Source organism: Roseivirga thermotolerans, from assembly GCF_014653175.1.
GTDB lineage: Bacteria > Bacteroidota > Bacteroidia > Cytophagales > Cyclobacteriaceae > Roseivirga > Roseivirga thermotolerans.
Genome location: NZ_BNAG01000002.1, coordinates 748,064 through 764,139, shown reverse-complemented (window position 1 = coordinate 764,139; position 16,076 = coordinate 748,064). Strand labels below are relative to the sequence as shown.

9 protein-coding genes are annotated in these 16,076 nt (G+C 44.4%); 3 read left to right on the top strand and 6 right to left on the bottom strand.

The annotated features are described in order from the left end of the window. The 6 genes from IE164_RS09285 to alaS form a co-directional block, all read right to left on the bottom strand. The coding region (locus IE164_RS09285) for a beta strand repeat-containing protein (protein WP_189629936.1) at window positions 1-4,039 on the bottom strand (4,039 nt) is incomplete at its 3' end. A 194-nt stretch (window positions 4,040-4,233) separates the two neighbouring features. Beyond that, complete coding sequence (locus IE164_RS09280; protein ID WP_189629935.1) at window positions 4,234-7,269, bottom strand: sensor histidine kinase; 3,036 nt, start codon at window positions 7,267-7,269, stop codon at window positions 4,234-4,236. Beyond that, entirely contained in the window at window positions 7,269-7,904 is a 636-nt protein-coding gene (locus tag IE164_RS09275) for a response regulator (protein ID WP_189629934.1), read from the bottom strand. Before IE164_RS09275 ends, IE164_RS09280 begins: the two co-directional genes overlap by 1 nt. A gap of 263 nt (window positions 7,905-8,167) precedes the next feature. Next, the gene (locus IE164_RS09270) at window positions 8,168-9,277 is read right to left on the bottom strand and encodes a TlpA disulfide reductase family protein (protein WP_189629933.1); all 1,110 of its coding nucleotides are present in this window, start codon (window positions 9,275-9,277) and stop codon (window positions 8,168-8,170) included. 2 nt (window positions 9,278-9,279) lie between these two features. Then, entirely contained in the window at window positions 9,280-10,740 is a 1,461-nt protein-coding gene (gene gatB, locus IE164_RS09265) for an Asp-tRNA(Asn)/Glu-tRNA(Gln) amidotransferase subunit GatB (protein WP_189629932.1), read from the bottom strand. Then, window positions 10,733-13,366, bottom strand: a complete 2,634-nt coding sequence (gene alaS, locus IE164_RS09260; protein ID WP_189629931.1) for an alanine--tRNA ligase — start codon at window positions 13,364-13,366, stop codon at window positions 10,733-10,735. Before alaS ends, gatB begins: the two co-directional genes overlap by 8 nt. A 111-nt stretch (window positions 13,367-13,477) precedes the next feature. Between alaS and IE164_RS09255 the strand changes: the two genes are divergently transcribed. From IE164_RS09255 to dprA, 3 genes are all read left to right on the top strand, one after another. Then, entirely contained in the window at window positions 13,478-14,470 is a 993-nt protein-coding gene (locus IE164_RS09255; RefSeq protein ID WP_189629930.1) for a M23 family metallopeptidase, read from the top strand. A 71-nt stretch (window positions 14,471-14,541) separates the two neighbouring features. Beyond that, complete coding sequence (locus tag IE164_RS09250; protein ID WP_189629929.1) at window positions 14,542-14,880, top strand: MerR family transcriptional regulator; 339 nt, start codon at window positions 14,542-14,544, stop codon at window positions 14,878-14,880. Further along, entirely contained in the window at window positions 14,877-15,983 is a 1,107-nt protein-coding gene (gene dprA / locus IE164_RS09245) for a DNA-processing protein DprA (protein ID WP_189629928.1), read from the top strand. Before IE164_RS09250 ends, dprA begins: the two co-directional genes overlap by 4 nt. The last annotated feature ends 93 nt before the right edge of the window (window positions 15,984-16,076 follow it).

Here is a 16,076-nt window from a genome sequence, read left to right as displayed (position 1 = left end):
CTGGTACGGTGCTTGAAATGAGGACACCCGGATTGGTCAAGTCGGCTTCTACGCTAAACTGTGTAGCGGCCGTGTTGCCATTAGTTGCAGCGTCTTGCGCCACATTAGCCGCTACATCAATGGTTACCGTTCCGTCAGTCGTGGGTGTAATATCGGCCGTATAAACCGAGGCACTGGTAGCCGTAAAATTAGAGGCTGTCGCATTGTTTAAGGTAATATCGCCAATGGTAAAGCCGGTTACATCTTCTGAGAAAGTGAATGTTCCTGTGAATGTGTTATTGGTTGGATCTGGTACGGTGCTTGAAATGAGGACACCCGGATTGGTCAAGTCGGCTTCTACGCTAAACTGTGTAGCGGCCGTGTTGCCATTAGTTGCAGCGTCTTGCGCCACATTAGCCGCTACATCAATGGTTACTGTTCCGTCAGTCGTGGGTGTGATATCGGCCGTGTAAACCGATGCACTGGTAGCCGTAAAATTAGAGGCTGTCGCATTGTTTAAGGTGATATCGCCAATGGTAAATCCGGTTACATCTTCTGAGAAAGTGAAAGTTGCGGTGAAGGTTCCGTTTGTAGGGTCAGCTACAGTACTTGTAATTGTAACACCCGGATTAGTCAAATCGGCTTCCACACTAAATTGAGTGGCTGCAGTGTTGCCGTTACTTGCAGCATCTTGCGCCACATTGGCTGCTACATCTATGGTCACCGTTCCGTCAGTCGTTGGTGTAATATCGGCCGTATAAACCGAGGCGCTGGTTTGTGAGAAGTTTGAAGCAGTGGCGTTGCCCAGGGTAATATCAGCTTCCACAAAACCGGTTACATCTTCGCTAAAAGTGAAGGTGGCGGAGAAGGTTCCGTTTGTAGGGTCAGCTACAGTACTTGTAATTGTAATATCCGGATTGGTCAAATCGGCTTCTACGCTAAATTGAGTGGCTGCAGTGTTTCCATTAGTAGCCGCATCTTGAGCCACATTGGCTGCTACATCAATGGTTACTGTTCCGTCAGTCGTGGGCGTGATATCGGCCGTATAAACCGAGGCGCTGGTTTGTGAGAAGTTTGAAGCAGTGGCGTTGCCCAGGGAGATATCCCCTATCACAAAACCTGTTACATCTTCGCTAAAAGTGAAGGTGGCAGAGAAGGTTCCATTTGTTGGGTCTGCAACAGTACTTGTAATTGTAACATCCGGATTGGTCAAGTCCGCTTCTACACTAAATTGAGTGGCTGCAGTGTTTCCATTAGTAGCCGCATCTTGAGCCACATTGGCTGCTACATCAATGGTTACCGTTCCGTCAGTTGTGGGTGTAATATCGGCCGTATAAACCGATGCACTGGTTTGAGAGAAGTTCGATGCAGTGGCGTTGCCCAGGGTAATATCGCCAATGGTAAAGCCGGTTACATCTTCTGAGAAAGTGAAAGTTGCGGTGAAGGTTCCGTTTGTAGGGTCAGCTACAGTACTTGTAATTGTAACACCCGGATTGGTCAAGTCGGCTTCTACGCTAAATTGAGTAGCTGCAGTATTGCCGTTACTTGCAGCATCCTGCGCTACATTAGCCGCTACATCAATGGTTACTGTTCCGTCAGCTGTGGGTGTAATATCGGCCGTATAAACCGAGGCACTGGTAGCCGCAAAATTAGAGGCTGTCGCATTGTTTAAGGTAATATCGCCAATGGTAAAGCCGGTTACATCTTCACTGAAAGTGAATGTTGCGGTGAATGTGTTATTGGTTGGGTCTGGTACGGTGCTTGAAATGACGACCCCCGGATTGGTCAAATCGGCTTCTACGCTAAATTGAGTGGCTGCAGTGTTTCCATTAGTAGCCGCATCTTGAGCTACATTAGCCGCAATATCAATGGTTACTGTTCCGTCAGTTGTGGGCGCGATATCGGCCGTATAAACCGAGGCACTGGTAGCCGTAAAATTAGAGGCTGTCGCATTGTTTAAGGTGATATCGCCAATGGTAAAATCTGTTACATCTTCACTGAAAGTGAATGTTGCGGTGAATGTGTTATTGGTTGGGTCTGGTACGGTGCTTGAAATGACGACCCCCGGATTGGTCAAATCGGCTTCTACGCTAAATTGAGTGGCTGCAGTGTTTCCATTAGTAGCCGCATCTTGAGCTACATTAGCCGCAATATCAATGGTTACTGTTCCGTCAGTTGTGGGCGCGATATCGGCCGTATAAACCGAGGCACTGGTAGCCGTAAAATTAGAGGCTGTCGCATTGTTTAAGGTGATATCGCCAATGGTAAAATCTGTTACATCTTCACTGAAAGTGAATATTGCTGTGAAAGTTCCGTTTGTAGGGTCAGCTACAGTACTTGTAATTGTAATATCTGGATTCGTTAAGTCAGCTTCCACACTAAATTGAGTGGCTGCAGTGTTTCCATTAGTAGCCGCATCTTGAGCCACATTGGCTGCTACATCTATGATTACTGTTCCGTCTGTCGTGGGTGTGATATCGGCCGTATAGACCGAGGCACTGGTTTGTGAGAAGTTCGAAGCAGTGGCGTTGCCTAGGGTGATATCCCCTATCACAAAACCTGTTACATCTTCTGAGAATGTGAATGTTGCACTGAAGATTTCGTTAGTAGGATCGCCCACTGGGGTGGTAATAGTCACAGTTGGTGATGTAATATCGGCTTCTACACTAAACTGTGTACCGGCCGTGTTTCCATTGCTTGCAGCATCCTGCGCTACATTAGCCGCTACATCAATGGTTACTGTTCCGTCAGCTGTGGGTGTAATATCGGCCGTGTAAACCGAGGCACTGGTAGCCGTAAAATTAGAGGCTGTCGCATTGTTTAAGGTGATATCGCCAATGGTAAAGCCAGTCACATCTTCTGAGAATGTGAAAGTTGCGGTAAAGGCAGTATTAGTTGGATCGCTAACAGAACTAGATATAATTACCGTGGGAGCCGTAACATCTCTTACCAAAAGATTAAAAGTACAATTATCAACATTGGAAGCTGCATCTGTAGCGGTTAATGTAATTGTATGGTTACCTAAGCCCACAACAGTTCCTGGAGCTGGGCTTTGGGTGACAGTCGGACTTGGGTCACAACTATCAGTAACCGCGGCCATAGCCCGATAGTCGGGAACCGTGGTTGTTGTAGCCGCATTTATATTAATCGTTTTATTTGTTGGGCAGGAAATAACAGGAGTATCGTTTACCACTGTCACCGTTCTTGTTTCAGAAACGGGACAGCTACCGTTAGTCGTGTACCTTACGATATAAGTACCGGGAGTACTGATTGACAAATCTATCCTGCCAGTAGAACTATTCATAACAAGCCCTCCAGGAGAACTCGTAAAGGTACCGCCTGCATCACCTGTAATTGTAGCAGAAGGATCAGTACCGTTATAGCAATAACTACTATTACTGTAACTGAAAGAAGCATCTTCTACTGTCCCAAGCTTAGGAAGTATCTTCAAGTCCACGTCCCGACTATATACACTTAATATCTTTTCATTTCCGAACTTGGTTGTGGTAATGCTATTTGAACCATCTCCATTTCCTTGTCCATGGGCATTAGACTGAACTATTAATTGATCATTCGCATCTCCGGGATGCATGACTACTCCCACATAGAACCTACTGGTAGTGGGAACAGGAAGAGAGGGCAACTCGATAAAAATTTCTTTAAAAGAGTTACTCGGAACCCCTAATGCCGTAGGCGATAAGCCTGTAACTCCTCCAACCTGAGTCCCAGGCTTTCCAGAATTATCATTATAGACCATTACATCGAATCGGGCATTATTATTTGCATCAGACAGAAAGCCTAAGCCCAATGTAACCGCACCCACTGGAGTTGTACCCGGAGTGGGACTGGTAAACCCTTCAAAGATTGTTTTTGAGTCTGTTGGATTATTTGAGTTGGCCGGATCTGGTATACCTGTAAGCCTGCCCGTTAAGTAGTTATAAACAACTGTTGATGGAGCTGGGTTTAGCCACTCATCTGACAGAGTAGCGCATTCTTGTGCATTCCCATTAACAATAGTTAAAACCACAAATACCAAGGTGAGTGATATTCTTATACTCATCCTCTCTAAAAAAGGCTCGAAGTTCGAAACAGCTCTACAATAGAAAATTGATTTGATTGATTTAACTTTCATAATGGGTAAGCAATACAAAGCTAAACCTGAGATGTAACCCAAAAAATACGTAGCGATACGTATTTTAACCCTTGCGTGAGACAATCCAAGCGTGGAACATTGGTCAAAAATTAGGATTTGAGCTATTGTAAAGGTATTTCTAACTCAATGCGAGTACCATGGGCATCTGACTCAATGTTTATCTTGCCCTTGAGCATGGCTATTCTTTCGTGCAGTGTTTTCAGTCCTAATGAACCTCCCGACTGTTGTTCATTTTCTACCGAAAAGCCTTTACCATTATCTTGAATATTAATTAGCACCTTGTTCTTTTTTCGTGCTATGGTAAGCTTGGCCGAAACGGCATTGGCGTGCTTTACAATATTATTTAGAGCTTCTTGAATAATGCGATACAGATTGAGCTCTTCCTCTGCATCGAAAATACCATCAATATTTTCCAGCTCAATAGCAAAGAACACTTCTGTATTTTCATCGAGCTTACGGATCAACTCTTCCAGGGCGGCCGTAAGTCCTAACCTACTCAATACTACCGGGTGTAGGTTTCTGGTTATGCTCCTTACCTCTTCCAAAGTTGCACTAACGTTCTTTACCATCTGCGGATCGCGGCTGGCATTGGCCTGATTCTTTAGTAAAATCAGCTGTTGGCCTACACTATCGTGCAAATCACGGGATATTCTCATTCGCTCTTCTTCCTGAACTCTCAGAAGTGCTCGTGAGTAGTGTTGCCCTAAGGCTCTTGCTTTGTTGGCTTGCCTTATAAAATAATAGCTCACGACAATAACAACCAGCAAACACAAGAATCCAAACCATAAGGTTTTATAGAAAAACTCTCTGGCATGAATGTGAAGTGACAACTCCTTCCCAAAAGAGGCTCCTTCCGAGTCCACCATTCTAACCTTTAGCAGGTACTGGCCGGCTTCGAGGTTATTGAACTGAATTTCGCCAGGCTGCTTTATGGGTAGCCATTCACCATTGTTCAACTTAAATTCCATGTTCACCTTTGTGGGCTGAGTGAGCCCTACCGGGGCTACCTGAATTCTCAAGAATTTGTTTTCAGCGGGTAGAGACACACTGCCTAACTCTGTCAATTCTGCCGGAGCTATTATGGTGGTGTTTGACTTTACCTTGCTATCGAAATAAGTAAGGCCGGTAAGTACCACCTCACCTCCTTTCTCCACTTTTTCAAGGTCTTGCGGAAAGAAATAGTTAAGCCCTTTTATGGCACCAAGAAACACTCCACCATTTTCTAATTGAAGAAAACTGAATCGGTTAAATTCATTATTGCTCAGGCCATCGTCTTCCACAAACCTTTCTGTTTCTCCGGTTTGTGGGTTAAACTTTACAAGTCCTGAAAATGTGGCAAACCACAGGTTTTTTTCCTGATCTTCAAATACCGATGCTATAGGGCTCCCGGCAGGATCGGTAAAAAACAATTCGGGCCGGCTGTTTTCCTCTTTTATTTGATACACTCTGCCATCGACAGTTGTAAATAACAGCCCATGCCGCTTTAGCACACTCAGCATCATCAACTTGTCTGATGATATGGGAATATCTACATAAACCTCTTCCCCCTGTTTAAATTTGAACAGACCGCTGGTTGTGGTGGCATAAAAGCTGTCATTAAATTTCGTCAGATCCATCACGTTCAGTGAATCGTTTTTTGTCAGGGGTCTGTTAACCTTCCTGGACTTATCGAATTCCATTAGCGGAAAGTTTGCGGCTCCATAGACTATTCTATTTCCATCATCTACCATTGCAGAGACAGGATAGTGCCTGAATCTCTCAACTTCCCTTGTATCAGGGTTTATGAATAAGACACCTTCGTTGTAGTTGGTCCAGATGCCGCGTTGGTCCATAAAAACACCTCGGATCTCCGAAGCTGAAAATGGCTGACCATCGAGAAAGATCGGAAAGGGTTCTTCCGTATTTTCAGCAATATCTATCAAATAAAAACCACTGGCTTCTGTAGCCACCAAATACCTATTGGGGCCATAAGGTATTATGCACCTTAGGCTGTGGTCTTCTAAAAAAGTGCTTACACCAAAATTTTTAAAAACAACATGAGCCAGCCTTCCCGGTTCGGTCAAAAACAATTCTTTCTTTAAATCACGACTTGCGGCATTGATCGCATTGGCCCTATTTACCCGAACATCGGGCTGGTCATGCGCCTCATCTACATACGCTCTTTTAATTATGAGTTGACCTTCCGCCACATTGAACCATGCTATATTTCCATGGTTGTCGTTGATGGCATAGAGTTTCTGGTATAGGCCGGTATTTATGAGTGTTTTCTTTGCACTGCGGGCCGGCTTGAAATTACTCTCTGACCATGTCATTTCATGGTCGTTGTATTGATAGGTTCCGTAGCCATTTTTTAGGACAAACTGATACTTTCCTTCAAACAAGAACGAACCAACAAGTGCCAGAACTTCCGGGTTAGCCACTTTTTCAAGACCGAAGTCTTCATAGTCAAACTCCTTCAAAATTTGCCCTTTGAGTCCATAAGCGGTTATGCCCATGCGGGCTTCGGAAATAAGGAAATGATCTTTGAAAGGGATAACCTGATGCAAGTGAGACTCACCTCGCTCAGACATTAAATCGAATAGCTTATCAAAGCTTAAATCGTCATTTAGGCGAAACAGGCTGGACTTTCCAAAAGCATCCAGCGATATAAAAGTGGATGTATCTTGCACAAAGATGTTTGAAATATCTACATGACCATCCAAAGTGGGAATAGGTACAGACTGAACTTTGAAAGTGGAAGGGTCGAAGAGATAAATCTCATCAAATCCGTTGGAGGAAAACCATAAATAGAAGAGCCCATCTGCTCGCTTTTTTAGCAAAAAGCTAATGGGCGAAAGTTCTTCGGAAATCGGCAACGGCACGGTGTGAAAGTTATATCCATCGAACCACTGCAGCTTGGGCACGTTCTTTAAAAAGGTACTGGCTCCTAAATCTGACTCAAGACCGCTAATCCACAGCCAGCCATTATTGTCATAGACTAACGAGTGAATGTCGCCAACTTCCAGCCCGTCTTTTACACCATAGGTTTGCAGTGAAAGAACCCCTTTGTCATTATCAGTTTGTGCCAAAAGTGAGCAGGTACCCCAAAGCAGCCACAGCCAAAACAAGGGTTTCAGATAGTGTTTAGGGCTATTCACTAGTTCAATAGATGTTTATTCTGCAAAACCCAGGCAATCAAACCATTAGCCTTCCCTTCAAGATTCAGTTTTTGAATAATATTGCTCCTGTGCTTTTCTACCGTTCTCTCCGAAATAAAGAGGCTTTCGGCTATATCACGGGTCGATTGATTTTTGGAAATGAGTTTGAGAATTTTGCGTTCAGACGGAGTGAGCGACTCTACGCGTTCCAGCGCAGACTGCGCATTCTTCACATCCTTTAGTTGAAACGCTTTGCTGAAATACTGCCCCCCTTTTTCCACCTCTTGAATACAGTTATCAATTTCTTCCAGTGCATCTTCCTTTAAAAGATACCCGGAAACATTGAGGCTCTTGGCTCTGGCAATAAACTCTGTCTCCTTATGATAAGAAAGGATAATGAATTTGGTGTTGTAACCGTGTTCCATGCAATACTTAGCTACAGAAAGTCCATCCATCTCAGGCATTTCTATATCTAAAATAGCAATTGAAGGGACTCGTTCAGTAATAATCTTCAAAATTGACTTTCCGTCTTTTGCAGTGGCCAGCACGTTGTAACCTTTTGATATAAGGTTCGCCTCAAGCCCTTCAAGTAGCAAAGGGTGATCGTCTGCCAATACAATGGAAATGTGGTTCATGTCTACCCGGTAGTTATCGCTAAGATAAGGCTTATTGACACTACCGGGGAATACGTAATGCTACGTAATTGCATTTGGCTGTTTATGACGGCAATATTTAGGGCGAAAAAGAAACGATCTCAAACGCCAACTATTTTTGATATCCTTGGCCAAGCTCAACCGTGAACCTCTTTGAATGCTTGTTTAATTTAAAGGGATTCCCGATCGATGTCGGGAATGACGCTTAGTTTTTGAGGCCGTTTCTCAAAATTCTGTAGAAATGGTTATTCACCAAAAATGCTCGCCAACTTGGCTTCGAGGGCACGGCCTCGTAAGTTCTTGCCAATTACACGGCCTTCCGGGTCGAGCAGTAGGGCAAAAGGAATGGCATTAATTTTATAGGTTATGGCTGCTGCCGACTGAAAATACTTGAGATCGGACACATGGTAAGGCCACACCAAGCCATCTTTTTCAATAGCATCTATCCATTGCTGCTTGGAACGGTCCAGGCTCACGCTAAACACCTCGAAACCTTCATCGTTGTACTTCTCATACATGCGCACCACATTCGGGTTTTCCATACGACAAGGCTTGCACCAGGCTGCCCAAAAATCGAGCAGCACATATTTACCACGCAAATCGGAAAGGCTTAGCATTTCTCCATCGGGAGTTTCCATGGTAATGTCAGGAGCCACCTCTCCCATGGCCACAGCCGGCCTAAAGGCCTCTACATTTTCTGCGAAGTATTGAACGTCTGAAGAATTAGGAATTTCTTTTTGAAGCTTGGTAGCCAACGAATCAAGAAATGCGAATTCATCAGTCTTATTGCTAATAAAGTCAGTAATCAGTAAGCTCACCAGAGAACTTTCGAAACTCATGGCCATCTTCTTTAGTCGGTCTACTTTAGCAGTCTCAAGTTCGAGGGCTTGTGCTCTCAACTCCTCCATCAGTTCCTGATTGCCCTCGCTCTGAGCGGTCAAAAATCGCTGATTGATACCTTGCATTTTCGCCTGGTAAGTATCCAAATAGGCATAAACCTCTTTCAGGTTGTCCATATCATCCGATCCGGTAGCTTCAATAAACTCTCCGGCCTTTCCGGCTGCCTTTACCTTTATATTTTCATTATCCAACACCAGGGTTTCGAATTGTTCTCCGTAGATATTCAGTCGGTAAAAGCCTGGCTCTGAAAGTTCCAGATCCATTGAAAAGTTGCCTTCATGATCTGAATACACTGTTTTAACAGGACTAACCTGACCTATTTCGAATCGCTCTAAAACAACCTCTCCCTGAGGAATAGCATTCTCAATGGTGCCGGAGATGGTTACTTTACCCGGTGTATTACTTCCGCAGGCACTCAAAATAGCCAGTGCCCATATACCAATGTATTTTTTCATCTTTAGTTTAATGCTTTTAAAAGTTCTTGCTGAACCACTTTTGGGTTTGCCTTACCTCTGCTTTTCTTCATTACTTCGCCAATGAACAGCCCCAATAGTTTCTTCTTTCCCTTACGGAATGCTTCAGTCTCTTTGGGCAAAGATATCAATACCTCACGAACTATGGCCTCTAGTTCGGCTTTGTCTTCAGAAACCAGCAAATTCAGTTCTTCAGCCAATTTAAGCGGACTTTTTGTGGCCTTTGGTAACTTAGGTAACAATTGCTGCACAGCCGTTTGATAGACCAGCTTATCTTCTTCTACAAGCTTTATGAGCTCTGCCAATTGTTGAGTACCAATGGCTATCTCTGATAGGTTTTTTCCCTCTTCATTAAGCAAGCTTCGCAAAGGGCCATTCATCCAGTTGGCAGCCGATTTGGGTTCCACGCCCTGCTGGCATAATGCTTCGAAATACTGAGCAGTTTCTTTCTCTTCCGTTAAAATACCCAAGTCATAGTCAGACAGTTGATATTTCTGAGTCAATCGCTGGCGATAAACCCGGGGGTTTTCATTGGCCCGGGGCTGCAAACCAGCCAGGTATTGATCATCTAGAACCACCGGAGGCAAATCGGGGCAGGGAAAGTAGCGATAGTCATTCATGGTCTCTTTAAAACGCATACCATAGGTCTGGCCTGTGGCAGGATCGAAGGTTCGGGTTTCTACCACCACGGGCTCTCCGGCCAGTTTTAAAGCCAATTGGCGTTCCAATTCGAAAATGGCGGCTTTTCTCACATGGCTGAAGGAGTTCATATTCTTTATTTCTACCTTCTCGCCCAACAGTGAGTCTCCCTTCTTTTTAATGGAAATGTTGGCATCGCACCGGAGCTCTCCTTTTTCCATATTCGCATTGCCAATACCCAAATAGCGCACCATGCGCCTAATTTCTTGAAGGCATGCAGCCGCCTCATCCGGTCCGGCCACCGAGGGGTTGGTCACTATTTCAATGAGCGGAGTTCCGGCACGATTAAGGTCAATGAGTGTACCTGCTTCTTCATCATGAATAGATTTTCCTGCATCTTCTTCCAGGTGGATATGATGCAGTTCCACTTGCTCTTGCAAGAGGTTGGTTCCAAACAACGGAATTTTTCCTCCTATGCAGATTGGCGTTTTATCCTGCGTGGTTTGATAGCCCTTGGGCAGATCGGGGTAGAAATAGCTTTTTCTGTCGAACGTATTGTAACGACTAATCTGAGAACCACAAGCAAGCCCCATTAAGACAGCCTTTTCCACAGCCTGGGCATTAAGTACCGGTAAGGTACCCGGATGTCCCAGACTTATTACGCTCACATGGGTATTTGCCTCTTCTGTTTCGTGGTTGGCATCGGCCGAGAAAATCTTGGAAACGGTGTTCAGCTGAACGTGCACCTCTAAACCAATAGTGGCCTCATAGCCCTCCTCTTCCAGTTTTTTAAGTACGTCAAGCAAAACTCTCCAACATTTCTGTAGCTCTAGTGACTACACGTTCTAAACCAGTTATGTCTTTTCCTCCGGCAGTAGCAAAGAACGGCTGACCTCCGCCTCCACCTTTAATTTCCCGGGCCAATTCGCGCACCAGTTGTCCGGCATTCAGGCTTTTCTCTTTGACCAAATTCTCGCTGATAACAACAGAAATCTGCGGGCTACCGGAAACATTGGCGGCTAGTATTGCCAAAAGGTTATCTACCTCATTCTTAAGCTCAAAGGAGAGTTTCTTTAAAGCATCGGCCGAAGGAATATCGATTTGCTCAATCAGTACATTGATGCCCTTTTTAGCCTCTACTTTTTGCAATAGATTTCTTTTAACCTCAGCCCCCTGCCGTGCATGTAGCGATTCAATCTCCTTGGTTAGTTTTTTCTGCTCGTCTAAGAGCGAGGCAATGGCTTTGGTCAGGTCTTTCGGATTTTTAAGCAGCTCCTTAACCAACTTAAGTTCCTTTTCCTGATCTTGGACATACTCAAAAGCCTTGGGGCCGGTATAGGCTTCAATTCGTCTTACCCCTGCGGCAACAGCACTTTCCGAAACTATTTTGAAAAGTCCAATCTGCCCGGTAGCTTCCACATGGGTACCTCCGCAAAGCTCTACCGAATAATCAGGATTGAAGGTAATTACACGGACAAAATCTCCATACTTCTCTCCAAAAAGAGCCATCGCTCCCATAGACTTTGCTTCTTCTATGGGCACGGATCTTTTTTCGTTGAGCCTAATATTTTCCCTGATCTTCTCATTCACTATTTGCTCAATCTGCTCTATTTGCTCAGGCTCTACTTTAGAGAAGTGCGAAAAATCGAAGCGCAATACGCTATCGCTTACTAATGAGCCCTTCTGTTGCACGTGGTGGCCGAGCACCTCTCGCAAAGCTGCATGAAGCAAGTGGGTGGCAGAATGGTTAAACTTAATCAAGGCTCTGCGTTTCTTATCTATTCTGGCATGAAACACAGCAGCCGGATTAACAGGCAACTTATCGGTAAAATGAACTATCAGGTCATTTTCTTTCTGCGTATCGAGAATTTTAATGGTTTCTTCTTGGCTTTTAATAACTCCGGTATCACCTACCTGTCCGCCACTCTCGCCATAGAAGGGTGTTTTATCGAGCACAATCTGAAACACCGTGCGCTTCTTTTCTTTTATCTCCCTGTACTTGATAATTCGCGACTCCGCTTCCTCATGGTCATAGCCTACAAATTCCACTTTTACATCGGGCAACAGTTCAGTCCAGTCTCCCTTCTCAGAAGCCGCATCGGCTTTCGATCTGTTCTTCTGCTCGGCCATGGCTTGCTGAAATCCAGGCTCATCGATCTGGAAACCATTCTCCCGTGCAATCAGAGCTGTCAGGTCTACCGGAAAGCCGTATGTGTCATAAAGTTCGAATACTTCACGCCCATTTATAGTTGTTTCATTTTGAGACACAAGTCTCTCCTTTATTTGCTCCAATCGCTTTAAACCATTGTCTAAAGTGCGCAAAAAGGAGTTTTCTTCTTCTTTAATCACTTTGGCAATGAGCTCTCTCTGGCTATCCAGCTCATCGAAGAAACCTTTGTATTGATCGGCCAACACATCTACGAGTTGGTATAGAAACGGACTGTTGAAATTGAGGAACGTATAACCGTAGCGAACGGCTCTTCTCAAAATTCTACGGATCACATACCCTGCCTTATTGTAAGACGGTAACTGACCATCGGCAATGGCGAATGAAATGGCTCTGATATGATCTACTATTACCCTAATGGCAATATCTGTTTCTTTCTTTTCACCATACTTCACTCCGGCCGACTGGGCCACTTTGTCGATCAACGGGGTGAACACATCGGTGTCGTAGTTAGACTTTTTACCCTGCAAGGCCATAGCCAAACGCTCAAAGCCCATTCCTGTATCGATGTGCTGGGCTGGTAGAGATTCCAATCGACCATCGGCCTTTCGGTCGAATTGCATAAATACCAGGTTCCATATTTCCACCACTTGCGGGTGGTCGTTATTCACCAGTTCTTTTCCGGGAACCCGCGCAATTTCATCTTCTGTTCTCAGGTCTATGTGAATTTCCGAGCACGGACCACATGGGCCTGTATCGCCCATTTCCCAAAAGTTATCTTTCTTGTTTCCGTTCAAAATGCGCGACTCATCGACATAGCTTCTCCAGAAATCAAAGGCCTCCTGATCAAACTTTAAACCTTCTGACTCATCTCCCTCAAATACAGTTACATATAATCTATCTTTTGGTAGTTTATATACATCTGTAAGCAACTCCCAGGCCCATTGAATGGCTTCTTTCTTAAAGTAATCGCCAAAGCTCCAGTTGCCCAGCATTTCAAACATGGTATGGTGATAGGTATCTATACCTACCTCTTCCAAATCATTGTGCTTACCTGACACACGCAGGCATTTTTGGCTGTTTACCGCCCGGGTATAATCGGCCTTTGCATTGCCCAGAAAAAGATCCTTGAATTGATTCATACCCGCGTTGGTAAACATCAGCGTAGGGTCATTTTTAAGAACCATTGGAGCTGAGGGTACATACTTGTGGCCTCTTTCTTCGAAATAGGAAATAAACTTAGATCTGATCTCTTTGGCTAGCATAGCAGAACCGTTGATTAGGTGGTTTGTGTTAGAATAAAATTGTTACTTTTGTTGAAGCCTAAAAAGCTGCGCAAGGGCACAAAATTAGGAGATTTTCAAAAAGGATTCTTAATGTCAAAAATAAAATATTACTACGATACCGAGACCTGCAAATACGAGCGGATCAAGGTAAAAAAACGAGATGTAGTGATCAACGCCTTGGGCTTTATTTCCCTCTCCATTGTTTTAGCCATTGGCATTATCGTAGTTCTCTCCAAATATTTCGACTCTCCTAAGGAGCTGGCGCTGAAAAAAGAAAATGAAGAACTGAAGCTCTACTATGAGTTTACTCAAGAGCAACTGGAAGGTATGGACCAAATGCTAAAGGTGCTTCAACAAAAAGATGACCAGGTATACCGAACGGTTTTTGAGGCCGAACCTATTCCTGAGACCGTGCGAGAAGCGGGTTCGGGTGGAGTTTTAAAATACAGAAACTTACTGGAAAGTGACTTATCGAACAAAGACCTGGTGATTGGCACACTGGATAAGTTGGATAGGGTAAAGAAGAAAATGTATATCCAAACCAAATCTTACGATGAAATAATGCAACTGGCTAAAAATAAGGATGCTTATTATGCGGCCATGCCAGCTATTCAGCCGGTTTCTAACGATGACCTGAGAAGATTTTCATCTGGTTTTGGTATGCGTACCGACCCTGTTCTGAAAGTGAAACGCATGCACTACGGAGTAGACTTTTCTGCCGAACAGGGCACCCCTATTTACGCCACAGCCGATGGTAAAGTGGTATTGACCAAAAGGGATTTTAGCGGATTGGGCTGGCACATCAAAATAGATCATGGCTTTGGTTTTGAAACAGTATACGGACACATGAGTAAGTTCAACGTGCGCAATGGCGAAACCGTAAAACGCGGTCAGGTCATTGGATATGTGGGCAACACGGGTAAGTCTACCGCCCCGCACGTACACTACGAAGTACACATTAACGGCAGAGCCGTAAACCCCGTAAACTACTTTTACATGGATCTGGATTCTAATCAATACGAAGAGATTCTCAGACTTGCTTCTATCGAAAACCAATCGCTGGGTTCTTATGCCAACCAATAAGCTTTTTTAGAGATTCTTTGACAGACTTATTCTTAAAGTAATTGTTTTGGTTATTTTCGTAACTAGTTGATATGCCGTACAAAGAGAAGCCTATAGAGAAGAAGTATTTCACCATTGGTGAAGTGGCCAAAGAGTTGGGGGTGGCTACCTCTTTAATTCGTTTTTGGGAAACACAGTTTGATTTTATCCGCCCCAAAAAAAACGCCAAAGGAAACCGTAAATACACACAAGACGATCTCAAAAAGCTGAAGCTCGTTTACCATCTGGTTAAGGAAAAAGGGTATACTCTTCAAGGTGCCTATGAACACATAAAGGCCAGCAAAGACAGTATAGACGACAAAGCAGAGATGGTTGCCTCACTAAAACGTATTCGGGAGTTTTTAATGGAAATGAAGAACAACCTTCCATGAGTGACGACAAGCGCTATCAGGTGGCGCTTTCTCTTATTCCAGGAATTGGCCCCGTGCTGGCCCGGCAATTGATTAACCACTTTGAGACCCCTCAAAACATTTTTAAAGCTACCAAAGGCCGCCTAACCAAGGTAAACGGCCTGGGCCAAAAACTTGCCGACCTTATCAGCGGTGAAGAGCAATGGCTAAAGAAAGCAGACCGCATTTTAGAGCATTCGGAAAAGCTTAACATTAACACCCACTATTACAAAGAAGACTCTTACCCGAGCCGGTTAAAGTCTATTCTCGATGCCCCAATAGTGCTTTATACCAAGGGAAACCCTAAACTCAACACTGCGCGTATTCTCGGCATTGTTGGTACTCGCAAAGCCACCAAATACGGACTGGCTCAAACCGAGCGAATTGTCGAAAATGCGAAGAGCTCTGAATCTGTAATAATTTCCGGGTTGGCCTATGGAATCGATGTAAAAAGCCATGAAGCATCACTGAAGTACAACCTGGCTACCTTTGGCGTGTTAGCTTGCGGTCTCGATACCATATACCCTACCGCCCATCGCCACATTGCCGAAAAAATGCTGGACCGAGGAGGCCTCATTAGTGAGTATCCGGTTGGCACTAAAGCCGATGCCCGGTTGTTCCCTGCCCGAAACCGTATTATTGCAGGCCTTTCCGATGCACTTATAGTGGTTGAGGCTGCTGCCAAAGGAGGCGCTCTCATTTCGGCCAATATCGCCTATAGCTATGACAAACCGGTATTTGCCGTACCTGGCGAACTAGGCAAAAGCTATTCGGAGGGTTGCAACCTGCTGATCCGAAACTTCAAAGCCTGCATTTATACGAGTTTTAAAGACATAGAAGAGAGTCTAAACTGGGACCTTGAATCGGCTACAGACTCCAAGCCTAAGGCCAGAAGCTTTGACCATTTGCCTCCGCCTCAAAAAAAGGTGCTGGATATTCTTATGAGAAATGGCCAGCAAATGCACATTGATGAACTTAGCTGGCAAAGTGAAACTCAACTAAATCAGTTGGCTTCCATTCTGTTGCAATTGGAATTCGAAGGCCTTGTAAAACCGCTCCCCGGAAAAGAATATCGATTGGTTTAGCTAAAGATTATGGAAGTTAATACTGATTGTATCTAAAGGGCTTTGATAACAATTCTTCCCTAAGATAATACTGGTTTGACTCGTACTGATTGT